Origin of the sequence: Bradyrhizobium sp. BRP20, from assembly GCF_020194215.1 — a bacterium.
Classification (GTDB): domain Bacteria; phylum Pseudomonadota; class Alphaproteobacteria; order Rhizobiales; family Xanthobacteraceae; genus Bradyrhizobium; species Bradyrhizobium yuanmingense.
Genome location: NZ_JADYVY010000002.1, coordinates 487,497 through 505,142, shown reverse-complemented (window position 1 = coordinate 505,142; position 17,646 = coordinate 487,497). Strand labels below are relative to the sequence as shown.

Annotated in this window: 17 protein-coding genes and 1 pseudogene; 7 read left to right on the top strand and 11 right to left on the bottom strand. The window is 62.6% G+C overall.

What is annotated here, in order from left to right:
• Positions 1-331 precede the first annotated feature (331 nt).
• The gene (locus I6F33_RS07045) at positions 332-1,084 is read left to right on the top strand and encodes a hypothetical protein (RefSeq protein WP_050995868.1); all 753 of its coding nucleotides are present in this window, start codon (positions 332-334) and stop codon (positions 1,082-1,084) included.
• A gap of 158 nt (positions 1,085-1,242) precedes the next feature.
• On the opposite strand, the gene I6F33_RS07040 is transcribed toward I6F33_RS07045, so the two are convergent.
• From I6F33_RS07040 to I6F33_RS07020, 6 genes and pseudogenes are all read right to left on the bottom strand, one after another.
• Positions 1,243-1,821, bottom strand: coding sequence for a cupin domain-containing protein (locus I6F33_RS07040; RefSeq protein ID WP_225140298.1), 579 nt, complete (start codon positions 1,819-1,821; stop codon positions 1,243-1,245).
• Positions 1,822-1,896: 75 nt separating this feature from the next.
• A complete protein-coding gene (locus I6F33_RS38170; protein ID WP_050995869.1) occupies positions 1,897-2,745 on the bottom strand; it encodes an enoyl-CoA hydratase/isomerase family protein in 849 nt (282 codons plus the stop codon).
• Positions 2,731-3,399 (bottom strand): annotated as a pseudogene (locus I6F33_RS38165) (type 1 glutamine amidotransferase domain-containing protein); the annotation flags it as partial. The pseudogene I6F33_RS38165 and the gene I6F33_RS38170, both read right to left, overlap by 15 nt.
• 111 nt (positions 3,400-3,510) lie before the next feature.
• Entirely contained in the window at positions 3,511-4,824 is a 1,314-nt protein-coding gene (locus tag I6F33_RS07030; protein ID WP_225141690.1) for an epoxide hydrolase family protein, read from the bottom strand.
• A gap of 173 nt (positions 4,825-4,997) precedes the next feature.
• Positions 4,998-7,742 (bottom strand): winged helix-turn-helix domain-containing protein, encoded by a 2,745-nt coding sequence (locus tag I6F33_RS07025; protein ID WP_225141688.1) that lies wholly within the window; start codon positions 7,740-7,742, stop codon positions 4,998-5,000.
• A gap of 305 nt (positions 7,743-8,047) precedes the next feature.
• Positions 8,048-8,791 carry a hypothetical protein gene (locus I6F33_RS07020; protein ID WP_036022789.1) on the bottom strand — a complete coding sequence of 248 codons (744 nt, stop codon included), beginning with the start codon at positions 8,789-8,791 and terminating at the stop codon, positions 8,048-8,050.
• 244 nt (positions 8,792-9,035) lie between these two features.
• Between I6F33_RS07020 and I6F33_RS07015 the strand changes: the two genes are divergently transcribed.
• Together I6F33_RS07015 and I6F33_RS07010 are read left to right on the top strand one after the other, a co-directional pair.
• On the top strand, positions 9,036-10,124 hold the full coding sequence (locus I6F33_RS07015) for an alpha/beta fold hydrolase (RefSeq protein WP_036022787.1): 1,089 nt from the start codon (positions 9,036-9,038) through the stop codon (positions 10,122-10,124).
• A gap of 126 nt (positions 10,125-10,250) precedes the next feature.
• Positions 10,251-11,147 (top strand): alpha/beta fold hydrolase, encoded by an 897-nt coding sequence (locus I6F33_RS07010; protein WP_036022786.1) that lies wholly within the window; start codon positions 10,251-10,253, stop codon positions 11,145-11,147.
• A 97-nt stretch (positions 11,148-11,244) separates the two neighbouring features.
• Here the strand turns inward: I6F33_RS07010 and I6F33_RS07005 are convergent, their stop codons facing one another.
• Positions 11,245-11,949: a hypothetical protein gene (locus I6F33_RS07005; RefSeq protein ID WP_225140293.1), complete on the bottom strand. Its 705-nt coding sequence runs from the start codon at positions 11,947-11,949 to the stop codon at positions 11,245-11,247.
• Positions 11,950-12,252: 303 nt separating this feature from the next.
• Here I6F33_RS07005 and I6F33_RS07000 point away from each other — a divergent pair, with 303 nt between their 5' ends.
• Together I6F33_RS07000 and I6F33_RS06995 are read left to right on the top strand one after the other, a co-directional pair.
• Positions 12,253-12,489 (top strand): hypothetical protein, encoded by a 237-nt coding sequence (locus I6F33_RS07000; RefSeq protein WP_225141686.1) that lies wholly within the window; start codon positions 12,253-12,255, stop codon positions 12,487-12,489.
• A complete protein-coding gene (locus I6F33_RS06995) occupies positions 12,474-12,704 on the top strand; it encodes a hypothetical protein (RefSeq protein ID WP_225141684.1) in 231 nt (76 codons plus the stop codon). The genes I6F33_RS07000 and I6F33_RS06995 overlap by 16 nt, the downstream gene beginning before the upstream one ends.
• Positions 12,705-12,806: 102 nt before the next feature.
• On the opposite strand, the gene I6F33_RS06990 is transcribed toward I6F33_RS06995, so the two are convergent.
• From I6F33_RS06990 to I6F33_RS06980, 3 genes are all read right to left on the bottom strand, one after another.
• Positions 12,807-13,628, bottom strand: a complete 822-nt coding sequence (locus tag I6F33_RS06990) for a tetratricopeptide repeat protein (protein WP_225141682.1) — start codon at positions 13,626-13,628, stop codon at positions 12,807-12,809.
• Positions 13,629-13,697: 69 nt separating this feature from the next.
• Complete coding sequence (locus I6F33_RS06985) at positions 13,698-14,399, bottom strand: GrlR family regulatory protein (RefSeq protein ID WP_225142039.1); 702 nt, start codon at positions 14,397-14,399, stop codon at positions 13,698-13,700.
• Between the two features lie 186 nt (positions 14,400-14,585).
• Entirely contained in the window at positions 14,586-15,620 is a 1,035-nt protein-coding gene (locus I6F33_RS06980; protein ID WP_036000382.1) for a glutamine synthetase beta-grasp domain-containing protein, read from the bottom strand.
• A gap of 539 nt (positions 15,621-16,159) precedes the next feature.
• On the opposite strand from I6F33_RS06980, the gene I6F33_RS06975 reads away from it, so the two are divergent.
• Positions 16,160-16,363, top strand: a complete 204-nt coding sequence (locus tag I6F33_RS06975) for a DUF2735 domain-containing protein (RefSeq protein WP_036022780.1) — start codon at positions 16,160-16,162, stop codon at positions 16,361-16,363.
• A 111-nt stretch (positions 16,364-16,474) separates the two neighbouring features.
• On the opposite strand, the gene I6F33_RS06970 is transcribed toward I6F33_RS06975, so the two are convergent.
• Positions 16,475-16,801: an MliC family protein gene (locus tag I6F33_RS06970; RefSeq protein WP_225141680.1), complete on the bottom strand. Its 327-nt coding sequence runs from the start codon at positions 16,799-16,801 to the stop codon at positions 16,475-16,477.
• 86 nt (positions 16,802-16,887) lie between these two features.
• On the opposite strand from I6F33_RS06970, the gene I6F33_RS06965 reads away from it, so the two are divergent.
• On the top strand, positions 16,888-17,631 hold the full coding sequence (locus tag I6F33_RS06965; RefSeq protein ID WP_036022792.1) for a tyrosine-protein phosphatase: 744 nt from the start codon (positions 16,888-16,890) through the stop codon (positions 17,629-17,631).
• Positions 17,632-17,646: the final 15 nt, after the last annotated feature.

Sequence of the window (17,646 nt, the reverse complement as noted above, 5' to 3'; positions counted from 1 at the left end):
TTTAGACGTTGCCAAGCGTGCTCCCTACTCTTTCTTCAATCGAGCTGCATCACGGCGGACGCGCGCTGTATGCCGTACAATGCTGAGCGCGCGTACCGCCGTGGCAGCGGGCTATTGCGGCAGGTAGCCGCCGTTGATCACAAGTTCGGCGCCGGTGATGTAAGCGCGTAAGCACGCGTCGAAGGAGGCTGTGAGCTGGTTCACATGCTGTCTTAGTTAAACGGAGTACGGTTGGAAGAAGCCGGATAAGAGAAGGGCATCGCGTCGGCGCAGCGTCCGCTGCCGGAATTGGGCTTTTTCGGTCCAAACGTTTTCAGAAAAGTCATTTGCCATGTGTATTTTCACAAGCCGAGCCCGGCGCGCGGCAGGTCATAACCAAGCAAGCCGACCTTTCCTCTACCTTTTGGCTTCCATACTCTCGGCGGCCTGCGTCATTTCCTTTGCGAGCGCCGCGTCCGCTCAATGCGCGGCGCGCGACGTGTTGCAAAACAAGCTGAAGCTCAAGACGCGCTCGGCTCCGGCGTCGCAACAGCCTATTAAGTCCGCGCGCGACGTTGCGACATGGAAAACGATCACAATAGGTACCTTCGCCGACTCTCTTGCCTTGCGCAACGAACTCGACAGCAAGGGCTGCAATGTCGGTGGTCAAGCCGCTGAAATCCTTGCTAGGTCGACGTTCACCGTTAGCTCTCGGAAGACATATGTGGAGCTTCTCGATCTATCGCCTGCGCAGCTTGGATTCACGTCCGATACCGTGACTTTGGCTAACGTTTACGCACGCGCCCAGCAGTTCGGCCTCGAACTCGCTGCGGCCGAAGTCGGCCCGCAATTGCGTCTTCAATATTTCGACCAGCCTATCGGCGAATTTCTCATCATCGGAATGGACCCGATCAAGACATGGAGCGGCGAGCCGATCATTCTGAATGTGGCAAATGGCGGCGCCGGATTGATACTCATCGGCCAGGATGGTCGCTCCGAAGCGGATATACCCGTAGCATCTCGTTTCATTTTCGTTCGATCCCATCGACCGGCAGCTGGCCGCGACGTCGTCGGGCCAATAGCAGGAGCCTTTCCGCCGCCGTGAGCGGACCGACGCGCTTTTGCATCGAATGTCAGGTCAATTGGCCCTCAGCCGAACTGCCCATGACCGCCGCGAAGCCTGCTCTCGGAGAGAAACCGGACCGGACGAGCAGAGCGGTCGGACCGCAGCTTGTGACCCGTTGCGGTCATGCGACAACCCGCTCATTCAATCCGTTCCCTGCTGACGAACAGTCGTCGCGGATCGATGACTGCAGTATGACGGAACTGCTTATCGATGTGATAGGCGAATTCACCCGAAGCGGAGTTGCTGTGGTCGCAGAGACGACCATTGCTCCTCTCGCTTCCGATTGCGGCCCCCGCACTGCCGCGCGGATCATCTCGCGAGTCGTGATACTCGAGGCCGAGCGGACCGAGCGCCGAGACCTGCGTGACGTACTCACCTGATTTCGCCCAGTGGAAATGCCAGGTCTCGCCCGGGAGGACAATGACGCTCCCAGGTGGATAGGCCTTGAGCTTGTCGTCATCGAAGGCTTCTCCAAGGCCGATATAGAAGACCCCGGATATGACCGTGTAGATCCGGTCCTCCGGATGCTTGTGCGGCATAAGCTTCGTTCCGCGCGGTACTTTAACCCAAATTAGGTACGGCCCCGGTTCAGCGGGGTGACCAACCATAACAGCTAGACGTGCGCCCGCTGGAAACGCCGGGAACGGCTCCCACGTAATTTCTTCCGGCAGAATCGCTCGGAATGTATCCTCATCCAATTGATGCTCGAGGATCATAACCTCTCCTCTGCTAGCGAAGACCTGAGAGGGGGCCGCCTCGGGGCAGCCCCTTGTCGCGGATTCTCCGGATGGTTAGTTGTTCAGCCGGCCGACGTGATATCCGAGCCGGTTCTCAACATCGCCCGGCCGATGGAAGCCACGATCGAGCAGGATCTTGATTCGGCTCTGGCTGGCCGGACGCTGGACCGACGCGAGGAAAGCGTCCCATTCGGGCGCGATGTCCGCATCCGACGGCAGGCTCGCGACGTTGACCAGCCGCTTTGTCTCGGCGATCGCTTGCTTGTCGAAGGAGGCGATTCGTCTGGCCAGGGCGTCAACGAAGCCGTCGAGTTCTGCGTCCGTCAGCGATCGATTGACGTAACCGTAGCGTTCCGCAAGATCCCCGCTGATGTCATCGGCGCCTAGCAGCACCTCAAGGGCACGACCCCGGCCGATCAAGCGCGGGAGCCGCGCCATTGGGCCGCCGCCCGGCACGAGGCCAGCGCCGACTTCCCATTGCGACAGGATCGCATTTTCGCGGCTCGCAAAGCGCATGTCGCTTGCCAGCGCCAGTTCGCTGCCAACGCCGGTGGCGCGGCCACGGACCATGGCGATTGACGCGACCGGCGCGCGACTCAGACGGACCAGCAGGTCAGGTAGCGCCTGCAGTCCGGTGGCCCCCGGCGGAATCTTCGTCGACTCCTCCAGCGGGGCGAAGAAATTGTAGTGCGTCAGGAAGAAGCCCTCGACTGCGCTGTCGAACACGACCACCTTGACCTGCGGGTCGGTCTCGATCGCCGTGATGATTTCGTTGAGCTGCGGAATGTTCTCGGGCCCAAAGATATTCAGCGGCGGAAGGTCGAAGGTGACGCGCCAATAAGATGGCGTGCGGCGTTGCAGCCTGATGCCGCGGGTGGCTGCAGGCTTCAGGAGCTTGAGCAGCGCCTCGGCGCCGGCCTTTGACGAGGCTGGATTCTGGCCGGTGACGAGCCTTCCGTCGGTGATGACAAAGCTCTGCCAGTCCGGCGCCTTTTCAAATAGCCCGCCCAGCCGCCTCAATTCGTCTTCGACAAGGAACGGCACGACCTTCGTCAACCCAACCGCTTCTTCCTCACTGTTGGTGAATCCGGCCACGCGCTTGCCCTTCACGATCGGCTCGCCGTTGTATGTGACGTGCCGGAGCACGCCCGGCGCATGGCAGACGGCCGCCACCGGCTTGCCGGCGTTGTAGAAGGCTTCGATCAGCGCGACGGAATCCGGATCCTCGGCGAGGTCCCACATAGGGCCGTGACCACCCGGATAGAATACCGCATCAAAGTCTGCGGGCTTCATCTGCGACAGCTTGCGCGTATTGGCAAGAACCGCCTGCGCTGCGGGATCCTGCTTGAATCGCCTGGTCAGGTCGGTCTGACCTTCCGGCGTATCGCTGACGGGATCGAGCGGCGGCTGACCGCCCCGGGGCGAAGCTACGGTGATGTCCGCGCCGGCATCAAGGAAGGTGAAGTAGGGCGCCGCAAATTCCTCGAGCCAGAAACCGGTCTTGCGGCCGGTGTTACCGAGTTGATCGTGCGAAGTCATGACCATCAGGATTCTCATTGGAAACTCCCATTGTCGGCGCCATCAGGTGAACACGCCGTGTTTGGTTTGAGTGGCAAGGGGCGTCAGGTGCTGATGGGGGCGCGCAGTATCCTCGCGCGCCTCCATTTTTCAGGACGATTGACGCAAAGAGCGGAACGAGGCGCGCATCTCCGCGCTGAACAGCTCGGGCTGCTCCCAGGCGGCGAAGTGTCCGCCGCGATCAAGCCGGTTGAAATGGATCAGCTTGGGATAGGCACGTTCCGTCCAACTCCGTGGGGCGGCGTAGATCTCGTCCGGGAACACGCTCACTGCGACCGGAATAGTGACATTCTTGGGCTGGAAGAACTGAAGCTTGTTCTCCCAATAAAGTCGCGCCGATGACATTGCCGTGTTCGTCACCCAGTACAGCGTTATGTTGTCGAGGATGTCGTCCCGCGTGAGCCCGGCGGTCTCGCCGCCGAAGACTCGGGCAATAAGCTGATGGCTGCGTGTATCGTGGTCGAGGATCCATGCTGCGAGGCCGACCGGCGAATCCGTGATGCCGTACAGCGTCTGCGGCCGGTTGGCCATTTCGATAGCGTAGCCGAGGCCGTGTTTGTAGAAGAAGTCGAGCTGGTTCCACGCGTTCTGCTCTTCGCCGGAGAGACTTGACGGCTGCTTCCCACCGGCCTGGAGCGAAGCCGCAACGTCGTCAGGAACAGTTGCAGGCATGTTGGTGTGGATGCCAACAAGTTCGGGTGCGCCGAGAAGCGCCATCTGTTCGGTGATGGCGTTGCCCCAGTCGCCGCCTTGCGCGACGAACCGCATGTAGCCGAGCCGCTTCATCAACACGATCCAGGCGCGCGCGATGCGCTGCGGATCCCAGCCGGTGGTCTCGGGCTTGCCGGAAAACCCGTAGCCGGGGATCGACGGGATCACCACGTCAAAAGCATCCGACGCTGCCGCCCCATGGGCAAGGGGATTAACCAGGCGATCAACGATCTTCAGCTGTTCGATGATCGAGCCGGGCCAGCCATGCGTTACGATCAGCGGCAGCGCATTGTCGTGCCGGGACCGAACGTGAATGAAGTGGATGTCAATCCCGTCAATCTCGGTGATGAATTGCGGGAGTGCATTGAGCCGTGCTTCCACCTTGCGCCAGTCGTAGTCCGTCTGCCAGTACCGGACCAGCTTCTTGACGGTCGCGAGCTGCACGCCCTGACTGTCGTCAGTCACGGTCTCCTTCTCCGGCCACCGCGTCGCGCCGAGGCGGTGACGAAGGTCGATCAAAGTGGCCTCGGGAACATGGACGTGGAAGGGGCGGATTTCGCCAGCGGTCTTGCCCGAGGCGGGCTGCAACGGCAGAAGGCTGACGGCTCCCGCGGCGACGATGCCCATGGCGGCGGTACCCAGCAGTTGGCGGCGATCCTGGTCGATCGTTTCGGAAGTGGACTGCGCGATCATTTTAATCTCCTTGGTTTGCGGGCCGTCGATATGGCCGGCCAGGCGGTTCGTGACGCCGCCACACTTGCGCAGAACCTGGGAGATTGCTCGTTAGGTGATGTAAAAGCGCGTTATGCTCCGCTGGGCCGCTTGCTTGCCTCGCGATAACGCGAAGCGTCGCCCACCGAGAATGATCAGGACTGGAGCAGGCCGCGAGCCGACTGCAAATCGGCTGTCTCAAGCCCCTCACTGAAGCGAGCCAACGTCTGGGCTAAAGCCGTCAGCGCGGATTTCTTGCCCTGTTTGCCGGAAAGCACGACCAGCGTAATCTCGGAGCGCAGCCGCCAGGACAACGCGCCTTGCGTCTCGGCGAGTTCAATGGATGATTTGAGGCTCTGCCTCGCGCCGTCTTCGTCGCCGCCCTGGGCCTTCAGCTTGCCGCGAAGCCGGAGCAACTCCGGCATATCAAAAATCTCACCGCCGGCGGATGTACGGGACATCGAGTTGTCGAGCGCTTCAAGCGCTTCCTCAACCCGCCCTAGCCGGCCTAGCCCTTGCGCTAGGTCGGCGCTGAACCCGGATGCGTAGAGTTCGTAGCGGTCGGCGTGCAGGCGGGGCAGCACGTCGTGGAGAAGATCGACGCCGTCCTTCACGTCGCCGCGGGCTACCATCACCTGACCACGGAATCCGTCGGCCACGGCCTGATACGGAACGAAGCCGTGCATCAAGGCGTGTTCGCTCAGGCGCGCGGTCAATTTTTCCACGCTCGCCCAATCGCCGACCCAGCCAAATACTGATGCAGCCCAGCACAGCGCGATGCTGTACATCACAACGTCTTTTGGCGCGGCATCATTGGTGACCGCACGGGCGAGTTCCACCGCTTGATCAGGAAATCCCCGCAACCACAATGTTCGCGCCAGCGGAATGCGTGGCGTGCGCGCAAAGGCGAAGTGGCTGGGACCGGCAACGCGCAGCGCGATGTCGTTTTGCATGGCCTTTTCGAGGTGATGCTGCGCAAGGATCTGATTGCCGGCCAAATGATGGGAAACGCCGAGCAGGACGCTTGCTCCGGCAAGTCCTGCGGGATCGCCGATCTCGCGTGCCACTTCCTCGGCCGCCTCCGCGGACGGTACCAGGCGGTCGCATTCGCCGGTTCGCCGGTAGAACATGTTGAGGCGCGACAGCAGCCGGAATTGGTTGGGTCGATCCGACAATTTCCTTGCGACGGAGAGCCCTCGTAGCAGCGCGGCCTCGGCCTGCTCGCTGTTGCGCTCTGTGAACATGGCTGCGTGACCGAGCGCCGATTGCAGTTCGATTTCCCAGATTCCGCCGCGGTTGGTGTCGTCGAGCGCTCCGAGGGCGCGTTGCGCCACCCGGCTGCACTCGTTGAGCAGGTTCAGTTCGACGAGCAGCGGAGCACTAGCGCCGCTCAAGGGAACGCGCAATTCTGCCGCACCTTCATCCGAATAGGCCCATGACAGCGCGGCACGCACGTCGCCGAGCAGTTCGGAGCGCGCCGGCAGGCCTAGGGCATTTCCGTTCGACCCGCTACGGACCAGCGCGCTCATCACGTATTCCGCGTGCCGTCGCGCGATGGTATTGGCCTCGCCGCTTTCGCTGAGCCTTTTCAGCGCGTAGGTCCGGGTGGTGTCAAGCAACCGATACCGCATCGACGATTTGATTGGCCTGGCTGACAGCAGGGACTTGGCGACGAGTTGCCCGATCATGTCGATGACCTGCTCGTCGTCGGGCTCAGCTCCGGCAACCGCTATTGCAGCTTCCAGGGTGAACGCCCCGGCGAACACGGCAAGCCGCCGAAGCGCCAGCCGTTCGGCGTCGGTGATGAGATTGTAGCTCCAGTCCAGCATTGCGCTCAGCGTCTGGTGGCGCGGCGGTGCCGTACGACGCCCCCGCCATTCCAGTTTCAGCCGACCGTCCAGCAGCGCATCGATCTCGCGCAGGCCGTGCGCGCCGAGGCGAACGGCCGCGAGCTCGATGGCGAGCGCGATGCCGTCGAGTTTCTCGCAGATGCCGGCGAGGAGCCGCATATTGTCGGGACTCATCTCCACGCTGTATCCGGCCGCCATCGCTCGTTCCGTAAAGAGCCGGACCGCCGGATAGGCCAGCATCTCCTCCGATGTGAGCGCCTGGTCCGCGGGGGGGGTTGCGAGCGGCGGCAACTCGACGATCTGCTCTCCCTGAACCAGCAAGGATTCTCGGCTGGTGGCAAGAATGCTGGTGCCAGGCGCCTGCAGATAGATGGCTTCGGCGAGCCGTGCGGCATGTTCGATGACGTGCTCGCAGCTGTCGAGAATGAGCACGACGCGCCGGCCGCCCAGGAATTGCACGATACTTGAGGTCGGGTCCGCGGTTTGCACGACCAGATTGAGCGCCGAAGCGACGGTGCTTGGAACAAGCTCGCCTTCCTTCAGGGGCCCAAGATCGACGAAGCGCACTTCCTGCGCGCGGCCCGACAATGCGTGGGCAACCGCAAGCGCAACCGTCGTCTTCCCGATGCCGCCAGGTCCCCGCAGCGTAATGAACTGCTCGGCGAGTAATCGCTCCGAGAGGCGCTGAACCACATCTTCCCGTCCGATCGTGCGGGTCAGCAGCAGCGGAAACGACGGTTCGCCCGAGACCATTGCCGCCGGCTTCGGGGCATCCTGCGCCGGCTGGCGCTGTTCGATGGTCGCAACGAAGCAGTATCCCCGATTGGGTACGTTGGTGATGAAGCGCGCACCGTCCTTGCCGTCGCCGAGCACCCTTCGGATCTCTGCGATGTGGACGCGGAGACTGGCCTCGTCCACCGTCAGGTTCGGCCAGGCGTGCGCCAGCAACTCGTCCTTGTGAATAATGTCTCCCGCACGACCAACCAGCAGGCACAGAATGTCGAGCGCGCGGCTACCGATTTTGACGGGACCCTGATCTTTTTCGAGCAATCGGGATTTTTCGTAAAGACAAAACCGGCCGAATCTTACGCCCAGGGAATCAGGCTCGCTCGCGCGAGATGGCTGTGCGCCTCTGTGCTTTGCTGGGAGGCTGGAAGGCATCGCCCGCTACTTCGACAATCGTCGCGATGCAATCCGCGGCGCGCGCGTTGCTTCGTTGCCGTTTATTTCGCGCATTTCACAACTATTCCGGGAAAATTAGCAGTACTGCGGTCGAGGCCAATGAGGAAGCATGTCGCGGGCGGAGCTTCAAATCAATACACAGTTAGGTCATGGGAGATGCGCCCAATATAGGGTCACGATCCGGCATTCGACTCGGCCGGGCTGAAACGAACCACAGATAGATCTATGCCGACCATCAGATCTTCCGGGATCGGCTTCAAATCACGGTCGCGCAGATAGGCGCGCTGCCTGGTCGGAATCGTGATGCCGTCGATCACGACCGGCTCGGAGAAGTATTGGGCGGCAGGAAAATTGCCGGCGATCTGCACGTGATAGTCGTGGCGCCTGATCAGCATGTCGGGTCCGAAATAGAAGTCCTGCTCGAGGCTGTGGCTGGCTAGCCTCTCCGGAAACACGGCCCGCAATCCGCGCCAGATTTCCGCGCCTTCGCGCCATGGTTCGATCTCGCGCAGCGTGAAGCCGCGCATCGTGAGCAGGAATGGCACGGTCAGGCAAGTCCAGAGCGCGTAGCCGCCGAAATAGGCCCGGTGCAGTAGATCCCAGGCGGTACGCATGTCGTGGCCATCGAACGATGCGCGCGGGTTCCTGCGCTCGGCGATTGTCCTGCTGCCGCCGGACAGGATCGCGACGCGGTCGGGGGTGAAGTCACTCCGTTGTCCAGGTTTGCCGATATCGTCGACAGACGCCCATTGCCGGTGCAGATCGACATGCACCGTCCTTGGAAGGCCACTCTGGTGCACGCATTTCAGGTCCCAGAGTTCGCCCGTGATGACGAACGATGCGCTGAGACGGCCGTGCGCCCGCCAGCGGCTTTCGCCACCATGAGCTTCGATCGCTTCGGCCAGGAGCGGAATCATGTCTAATTCTCCCGTTTCAACTAGGCCATGGTGCCGCCGCCTACGCGCGCGGCGCGAGTTCATAGATGTAAAGCGATGTTAATGGCCGCCCGCGGAAGGCTGGACCGGCATGCGAACCGCCGGAATGGCGCCGTTTCGCGCCAAATAACATCAGTTAACGGGCGGAAATCGCCGTGTCGTTGCACAGTGAGCTCGCAACCAAGCTCGACCGAAAGCTGGACGGGCCAACGACAGGAAAATTACCATGTCAGACAAGATCGACGTTCAGCGCCGCAACTTCTTCGGCACCGCCGCGATGACGCTCGCCACGGCTCAATTTGCTCTGGCCGGCACCTCGCAGGCTGGCCTTACCAAGCTGACCGCCGCAGCCGATGCGGATCTCAACCGGACGAAATCGGGCAGCCTACCAGCGATCAAGCCGGGCACGAATACGGCTTTCTCTGCCCTCAAGCAGATCGATGCTGGCCTGCTCAATGTCGGCTATGTGGAGACCGGCCCGACAAATGGACCCGCGGTCCTGCTGCTGCACGGCTGGCCCTATGACATCTACAGCTTCGTCGATGTCGCGCCGCTGCTCGCCGGCTCCGGCTATCGCGTGATCATCCCGTATCTTCGCGGCTACGGATCGACGCGGTTTCTCTCCCCGACATCCTTTCGCAACGGTCAGCCTTCGGCGATTGCGCTAGACATGATCGCTTTACTCGATGCGCTTAGGATTGAGAAGGCTGTTGTCGCCGGCTTCGACTGGGGCGCGCGGACCGCCAACATCATGGCGGCGCTGTGGCCGGAACGCTGCAAGGCGATGGTATCTGTGAGCGGGTATCTGATCGGCAGCCAGCAGGCCGGCAAGATGCCGCTGCCGCCGAAAGCGGAACTGCAATGGTGGTACCAGTTCTATTTCGCCACCGAGCGCGGCCAGCTCGGCTATGACAAGTATCGCCGGGAATTCTCCAGGCTGATCTGGCAGCTGGCGTCGCCGAAGTGGAATTTCGACGATGCCACTTTCGAGCGCAGCGCGAGCGCCTTCGACAATCCGGATCATGTCGCGATTGTCATTCACAATTACCGCTGGCGGCAGGCGCTTGCCGATGGCGAGGCTAGATACGAGGACATCGAAGCGAAGCTCGCGCAGGGTCCTGCCATCGCCGTGCCTACAATCACCATGGAAGGCGACGCCAACGGCGCGCCGCACCCGGAGCCGGCCGCCTACGCCAAAAAATTCTCTGGCAAGTACGAGCATCGGACCATCTCGGGCGGCATTGGGCACAATCTGCCCCAGGAGGCGCCGCGCGCATTCGCAGGGGCGATCATCGATGTCGATGGCGAAGCCTGATCCCGTCGAGCGAACGAGGAGAATGTGACCATGCGCAAGACAAGTGTTCTGGCGGCACTCGCCCTCATCGCGTTGCTCATGCTGATCCAATTCAGCCCGCCGTTTCTCTATGGTTAGGAGATCGGTATGAGCGTGCGGGCAACAAATCGCGATCTGCGTTCGACACGACAGTCGATCGCCTATCGCAGCATCGAGATCGAAGGCCTCGAGATCTTCTACAGGGAGGCAGGGTCGGTCGATGCGCCGACCGTGCTGCTGCTGCACGGCTTTCCATCCTCATCGCGGATGTGGGAGCCGTTGCTGCCGCTCCTTGCCGATCGATATCACCTGATTGCGCCTGATTATCCCGGCTTCGGTCACAGCAGCGCGCCGCCGACATCCGATTTCACCTATACGTTCGACCGGCTCGCGCAGATCATGGACACGTTTGTGACGAAGCTCGGCCTCGCCAAGTATGTCCTGTTCGTTCAGGACTATGGCGGGCCCGTCGGCTTCCGCCTAGCGCTCGCTCATCCCGAACGGGTGCGCAGCATCGTTGTCCAGAACGCGGTGTCGCATGAGCAGGGTTTGAGTTCGCTGTGGGACGCCCGCCGCAGGTACTGGGCCGATCCGGCCGGCGAACTCGATAACCTCAAGGCCAATTTCACCTCGCTGGAGGCAACCCGGCTGCGGCATGTCGGGACCAGCCCGCATCCCGAGCGGTATGATCCGGATAGCTGGACCGACGAGCACGCGTTTCTCTCCCGTCCGGGTCAGGCGGATATTCAGGCGAAATTGTTCCTGGACTATCGCAGCAACGTCGCATCCTATCCGCGCTGGCAGAAATGGCTTCGCGAAGTTCAGCCACCGATGCTAGTGGTCTGGGGAAAGTACGATCCTTCGTTCACCGTGGCGGGGGCAACTGCGTACGTCGACGATGTGCCTGACGCGGAGGTCCACCTGCTTGAAGCAGGTCATTTCGCGTTGGACGAGGCGACCGATAAGGTCGCCGAACTGGTTCGGCGCTTCCTTGCTAATTGCTAGGTGTGGTTGGTTAATGGCGCCTATGGCCCAATGCGGACATCCAGATGCGCGACTTGATTGTCGCCTCCGGAGCAGACGCGACAGAACGATCGGCGCCCTACGCTCTTCGCATCAGCTTGAGCGACGCCGTCAGCCGCAGGCTCCGCTTTCCCGCGAGCGCGATGCCTTCGAGCTCGCCGCTGTCTTCCGTGCAGGTCCCGGAGAAGCCGATGCCGACCTCGAGGCCGCCGAACACCGGGTTCTCGCCTTTCGCCGGCGTGTGCTCCTGGTTCAGCATCTCGCCCTTCCAGCGGCCGTCCGCCGAGGAATAGGCGCCGAGATAGTAGAAGAACGCATCGCCTCCGAGGATGCGCCCGTCGATCAGCAGCATCACGCCGGACAGTCCAGCATCGACGCCGTCGAGAGCGCGCAAGCCCATCCCATAGAGCCCGTTGGCGATGCCGCCCGGTCCGACCGTTCCGCTCGGCGGCAAGCCTTCGTCGTCGAGGCGCGTGAGATTGGCCCAGAACCTGGCGCCGGGCATGGTGTCCGCGCCGCCCTCGAGACGGATCTGGTTGCCGTAGAGCCGGCCACGCGCTCCGATCGAGGCGACGTCGGCGCCCATCAGCGGCTTGTAGCTGGGGTCGAGGTTGTGCCGCTCGGTGATGACCTGGGCGATGATCTCGCCGTCGCGCTCGACATAGGTACCGAGATGCGCGAAGCCAGAATTGCCGCCCAGCATCCTTCCGTCGTGCAGGCACATGATGCTGCAGCCGAACCCATCGTTGACGCCGTATTCAACCTTGTAGAGCCCGTCCAGCAACGTCTTGAACCTGCAAATCGAAAATGAATTGCGGGCTACCTAGCACCGACGCCACAGCGAAGCCACCGGCTTCTGCGCGCACCGCCACCCCGGGGACCTCCGCCCGCCGTGATGCCATTATGCCCCTGTTTTGCCCGACGGGTCAAAACTTCACTTCGTAAAACCCGCAGTCAATGATTTCAGGGACTTGGCTACTGTGCATGGGGTTGTTTTGGAGGTTTATTTGCCGGCCTCCGAAAAAAGCTCCTCGGCCGATCGGCGCCAGGCTCGAACCTGCTCCCACGGACGCACGACCAATCGCGCATGGACACGCAATCAGCCGAGGACGAGCTCAGCGCGATCATCGCCGGCGCCGCGAAGCAGCCGCTGCTCGATGCCGCCTACGCGCTCTGGCGCCAACGCTACCGCCTGGAGGCCATCGCGGGCCGCCCCACCGCCGAAGAGGTGCGGGTCAATCGCACCTTCTCGCCGGAGGAATTCATCATCCAGTACCGCCATGAACGCGCCCCGCCCATGAAGGGCCGATGTTCGGCTATGTGAAGCGCGCTCATCCGCGCGCCGACGATCAGGCGATCCGGCAAGCCATCATCACGGCGGTCAAATTCGAAGACGCCTACAACAAGCACTTCGACTGGAACGGCGATTTCGAGAATTGCGTGGCGCGCGCGGTGAAACAGGCCGCGCGGAAATATCCGCATTATCTCGAGACCACCTACCGCGATGCCCGCAACGATCTCGCCTACTACATGAAGTGAACTAGAGCATGATCCGGAAAAGTGTGAAGCGGTTTTCCGAAAAGATCATGCTCAAACAATAGGCTAAAGCGCGATGACGATTCATCCTGATCGCATCGCGCTTTAGAAGCACAGCGTGGTGACCAGCCTGCCCTGCTTGTCCTTGATCGCATAGGGACAGCGAATGCGCTCCAGCGCCTTCTTGGCATCCTCGTCACCGAGCGCGGCGGCGCGCTCGTAATAGGCCTTTGCGGCGTCCTTGTCCTTCGCACCGCCGCGCCCCTCCTGCGCGAAGGCGCCCATCCGCTCCAGCGCGCCGGGATGGTTTTGCGCCGCCGCCTTCTCGAACAGCGCGCGCGCCGCGACATCGTCCTTTGCGCCGCCATCGCCTTCAGACAACATCAGGCCAAGCTGGTACTGCGCTTCCGCATTGGTCTCGGCGGCCTTGCCGAGCAGCGCACGGGCTTGGGCGGGATCGGCCGGCGCGGCGCCACCTGCGCCACCGAGCGCTGCGAGATTGCTGACGCCGCGCGGGTTGCCGGCCTGCGCCGCCTTCTCGAAAAGCTTACGCGCCTGCGCCTCGTCCTTGGCGACGCCCGAGCCGGTGGCGTAGGTAACACCGAGCTCGACCATGGCCGCACTGGATCCCTTGTCGGCCGCCTTGCGCCAGACCGCGATCGCCTCTGCGGTCTGCCGGTTGGCCGCATAGGCGCGGCCGAGTGCGAACATCGCACGCCGCGAGGAATTTGCCGCCTGCTTGCAGAATTTGATCGCTGTCGCGACGTCGGACGCCGCGATGTCGGTTACGCCCTTCACGTCAGCCGGCTTGTCGGGATCGCTGGGATCGGCGGCGAGACGGTCACACAACACGAGGTCGGCCGATTGCGCCTGCGCCGTCAGGGGCACGGCGAGCGCAAAGAGCATGGCAAGGAGGAAAGTCCGCATGATCGTCACGTTGCGTCTGTGGCCCGGCAAATTCAAGGCTCAAGTCGGTTCGCGTCTGCGATGGGTGGCTCAGGCGGGATGCATCAGCTTGAGCGCTGCGGTCAGGCGCAAGCTCCGCTTGCCGGCCAGCGCGGTTGCCTCCAGCACCGCCTGCTCCGCGTCATAGCTGCCGGAGAAGCCGATGCCGACCTCGTGGCCGCCGAAGATCGGATCGTCCTTGGCCGGCGTGTGCTCCTGGTTGAGGATCTGGCCCTTCCAGCGGCCCTTCGCGGCGGTGTAGCTGCCGAGATAATAGAAAGCCGCATCGCCGCCGAGGATGCGGCCCTGGTTCAGCAGCATCACGCCGGTGAGTCCGCCGTCGAGGCCGTCGAGCATGCGCAAATGGATGGAGTAGAGACCGTCGCTGATGCCGGCTTCGCCGACGCCGCCGGCGATCGGCACCTCCTCGTCCGTGATCGGCGTCATCAGCGACTGAAACGGAACGCCCGGCAGCTCCTTGAGCTCGCCTTTGAAGCGATAGAGATCGCCGTCGGCCCAGCCCTTCGCGATCAGGGTTGCATCGTCGGTGCCGGCCATGGCGCGGTAGCTCGGATCGGGATTATGGCGGACGGTCTTGATCACGATGTCGACGCCGCTGCCCGTCTTCTCGTAGCTGCCGATATGGGCGAAGGCCGAATTGCCGCCGAGCATCTTGCCTTCGCCGGCATGCATCACGCTTCGGCCGACGGTATCGCCGAGCTGAAATCTCACTTTGTAGAAGCCTTCAATCACCAGCCGTGTCCCCGGCCCTGCGCGCATCCAGATGCACTCTATCCCGCTTTCGGCGGCGATGGACAAGTTTCGCGGCGCAGCGCCGGGTGTCTTGGGATCATCAAAATGCAAAAAATCCGCCGGAGCCTTCGCTCCGGCGGATTGCAAGCCAACCCGGGCCAGCCCCCAGCCCGGGCCGGGAGGATCTTAGGCCGCGGCCTTCTTGTCGGTCGGCACGGACGAGATCGTCTTCAGGATCTGCGAAGCGATCTGGTAGGGGTCGCCTTGCGAGTTCGGACGGCGGTCTTCCAGATAGCCCTTGTAGCCGTTGTTGACGAAGGAGTGCGGAACGCGGATCGAAGCGCCGCGGTCGGCAACGCCGTAGCTGAACTTGTTCCACGGCGCGGTCTCGTGCTTGCCGGTCAGACGCTTGTCGTTGTCCGGGCCGTAGACGGCGATGTGGTCCATCAGGTTCTTCTCGAAGGCGGCCATCAGCGCCTCGAAATACTCCTTGCCGCCGACTTCACGCATATAGGCGGTCGAGAAGTTGGCGTGCATGCCCGAGCCGTTCCAGTCGGTGTCGCCGAGCGGCTTGCAGTGGAATTCGATGTCGATGCCGTACTTCTCGGTGAGGCGCAGCATCAGGTAGCGGGCCATCCACATCTGGTCGGCAGCGGTCTTGGAGCCCTTGCCGAAGATCTGGAATTCCCACTGACCCTTGGCGACTTCCGCGTTGATGCCTTCATGGTTGATGCCGGCAGCCAAGCACAGGTCGAGATGCTCTTCGACGATCTTGCGGGCGACGTCGCCGACGTTCGAGTAGCCGACGCCGGTGTAGTACGGGCCTTGCGGCGCCGGATAGCCGGCGGTCGGGAAGCCGAGCGGACGGCCGTCCTTGTAGAAGAAGTATTCCTGCTCGAAGCCGAACCAGGCGCCGGAATCGTCCAGGATGGTGGCGCGCTTGTTGGACGGATGCGGGGTCTTGCCATCGGGCATCATGACTTCGCACATCACCAGCACGCCGTTGGTGCGCGCACCGTCCGGAAACACCGCGACCGGCTTCAGCACGCAATCGGAGCTGTGGCCTTCGGCCTGCTGGGTGGAGGAGCCGTCGAAGCCCCAGAGCGGAAGCTGCTCGAGCGTCGGGAACGACGCGAATTCCTTGATCTGAGTTTTGCCGCGCAAGTTCGGAGTCGGCGTATATCCGTCGAGCCAGATGTACTCGAGCTTGTACTTGGTCATTGAGCCTCTCTGTAGATGATGCGAAAGGTTGGGGGCCCGGGAGGGCCCCCGCACGTTTGTACCCGGCCATCATCGGCCAGCCTTTCCCAAGCATTTCGCGTGCCAAAAGGCCGCAGTACGGGCGGTTTTCCACCGCTTCCGGCTCCTCTTCGCCACAGACGGGCCCTCCACGGCACCGTGCGTCATAGCCGCGCACCTTGGCCCGAAGCTGCGCTGCAAAAATCCGGCGGAAAACGCCCGATTTAGAAGCAGCGGACGCCGACCGCGCATTGCCGATGAAACGCGCATCAACGTCCGGTAACTTTCGCAAACTCCCCCACCCCTCCTCAGCAACCTTCGGAATGGCCCACGCGTTGGTCAGCGGTAGCGTGCCTTGGAGGATGCAGAAGGCTGCCTGCCTACAAATTGAGCGGAAACTGATTTCCTTTTCAGCACTTTCCAATCGGGGATGAGCGGCCGATATGGGGATTCCAGTAACCACAATCGAACGAGTCGGGCGCACCATGGAGGCCAAGGCGCTTCGACCAAGGAGAATCGCAATGATGAACAATGGTCTGAGTCACGGATCTGCAAAGATCTACCAATTCCCCGTCGGCGGCCGTGCGGCCCTCGCCGGACGCCGCTATGGCGAGACCCGCCTTCCCGCCGATCAGGCTTCGCTGCCCGCGAACGTCTCGATCTGCAGCGACAGCTGGTATCACCAGGATGCGGTCGACGAAGCCAAGCCCAAATGGGAACGCTGATGCCAGCTGCTGGTCTGACAGCGCCGGGCTTTCGCAAGCGGCCGGCGGCAGTTTGAAAAAGGGTCGAAACAACGGCGTTTCGGCCCTTTTTAATTCCAGGCGCGCCCGCGCCTAGATCCCGGGCTTGTCGACCACCGCGCAGGCCGTAACCGGCCGCTTCAGGTGTTTGACCGTAGCGGGCCCGGTTTTGGGAATCCTCAGCGTGACTCCCGCCCCCGAATAGCGCATCCCCGAAACCGCCAGCCGCTTGGCGAGCGTAACCGGCTGGCCATCGATCTGGACGAAGGCCCGCTTGTCGTGGTCATAAAAGCCCAGGATGAACTGCGTACCATCGGCGCAGCGGTAGGTTTGGAAGGTCTGCGCATCGGCCTGCCGCGCACCGACCATTGCGCCCGCCAGCATGCTGACCGTCAAAACAATGGCCTTGTGCCGGCCCATGATCGCCCCCTGTAATAGACCGCAAGGACGCCAAACGTGCATCCGGTGGAACCATAACCCAAGCTGATCCCATGCAAGACTCCTCCCTGAAGGACTCCCCCGCCCGCCATCTCGCCCTTCAGGGTGCGAGCAATTTCCGCGACCTCGGCGGCTACCCGACCATTGATGGCCGCACCACACGCTGGCGGCACATCTTCCGCTCCAACCATCTCGGCCAGCTCACCGCTGCCGACATCGAGGTCGTCCGCGCGCTGGGCGTGCGCAGCGCGTTCGATTTCCGTGGCCTGGAGGAGCGCGCGGCCGGCATCTGCGTCGTGGACGAGATCACGGTGCATTCGCTGCCGATCGAGCCGACCGTCGTGGCCGGGCTGCGCGCCGAGCTCGCGAAGGGCACGCTGACCGCGGCCGTGGCGCTCGAGCTCATGCGCGAGTCCTATCGCAATTATGTGCGCCACAACACGCACAGCTTCCGCGCGCTGTTCGGTCATTTGCTGGAAGATCGCGCGCCGCTCGTGATTCACTGCACCGCCGGCAAGGACCGCACCGGCTTCGCCAGCGCGCTGATCCTGCATGCGCTCGGCGTGGCGGACGAGGTCATCGCCGAGGATTATCTCTTGACCAACCGGCACTACAAGCGCGACCCGTCGAACGTCTTCGATCTGCCCGCCGACGTCCTCGACGCGATCGGCAGCGTCGAGGCCTCGTACCTTGCGGCCGCTTTCGAAGCGGTCGGCAGCGAATATGGCGATCTCGAAACCTATTTGCGCGACGGGCTCAAGCTCGGCACGGCAGAGCGAGACGCGCTGAAGGCGCGCTATCTGCAAGCATAGGGCGGCTGTGCCGGG

Coding starts and splice junctions, on each gene's coding strand:
- I6F33_RS07015 (WP_036022787.1), top strand. CDS start 9,036: ATGTCAGACAAGATCGACGTTCAGCGCCGCAACTTCTTCGGCACCGCC.
- I6F33_RS07040 (WP_225140298.1), bottom strand. CDS start 1,821: ATGATCCTCGAGCATCAATTGGATGAGGATACATTCCGAGCGATTCTG.
- I6F33_RS07045 (WP_050995868.1), top strand. CDS start 332: ATGTGTATTTTCACAAGCCGAGCCCGGCGCGCGGCAGGTCATAACCAA.
- I6F33_RS07010 (WP_036022786.1), top strand. CDS start 10,251: ATGAGCGTGCGGGCAACAAATCGCGATCTGCGTTCGACACGACAGTCG.
- I6F33_RS06990 (WP_225141682.1), bottom strand. CDS start 13,628: ATGCGGACTTTCCTCCTTGCCATGCTCTTTGCGCTCGCCGTGCCCCTG.
- I6F33_RS07030 (WP_225141690.1), bottom strand. CDS start 4,824: ATGATCGCGCAGTCCACTTCCGAAACGATCGACCAGGATCGCCGCCAA.
- I6F33_RS07020 (WP_036022789.1), bottom strand. CDS start 8,791: ATGATTCCGCTCCTGGCCGAAGCGATCGAAGCTCATGGTGGCGAAAGC.
- I6F33_RS06970 (WP_225141680.1), bottom strand. CDS start 16,801: ATGGGCCGGCACAAGGCCATTGTTTTGACGGTCAGCATGCTGGCGGGC.
- I6F33_RS06975 (WP_036022780.1), top strand. CDS start 16,160: ATGATGAACAATGGTCTGAGTCACGGATCTGCAAAGATCTACCAATTC.
- I6F33_RS06995 (WP_225141684.1), top strand. CDS start 12,474: ATGTTCGGCTATGTGAAGCGCGCTCATCCGCGCGCCGACGATCAGGCG.
- I6F33_RS07000 (WP_225141686.1), top strand. CDS start 12,253: ATGGACACGCAATCAGCCGAGGACGAGCTCAGCGCGATCATCGCCGGC.
- I6F33_RS06980 (WP_036000382.1), bottom strand. CDS start 15,620: ATGACCAAGTACAAGCTCGAGTACATCTGGCTCGACGGATATACGCCG.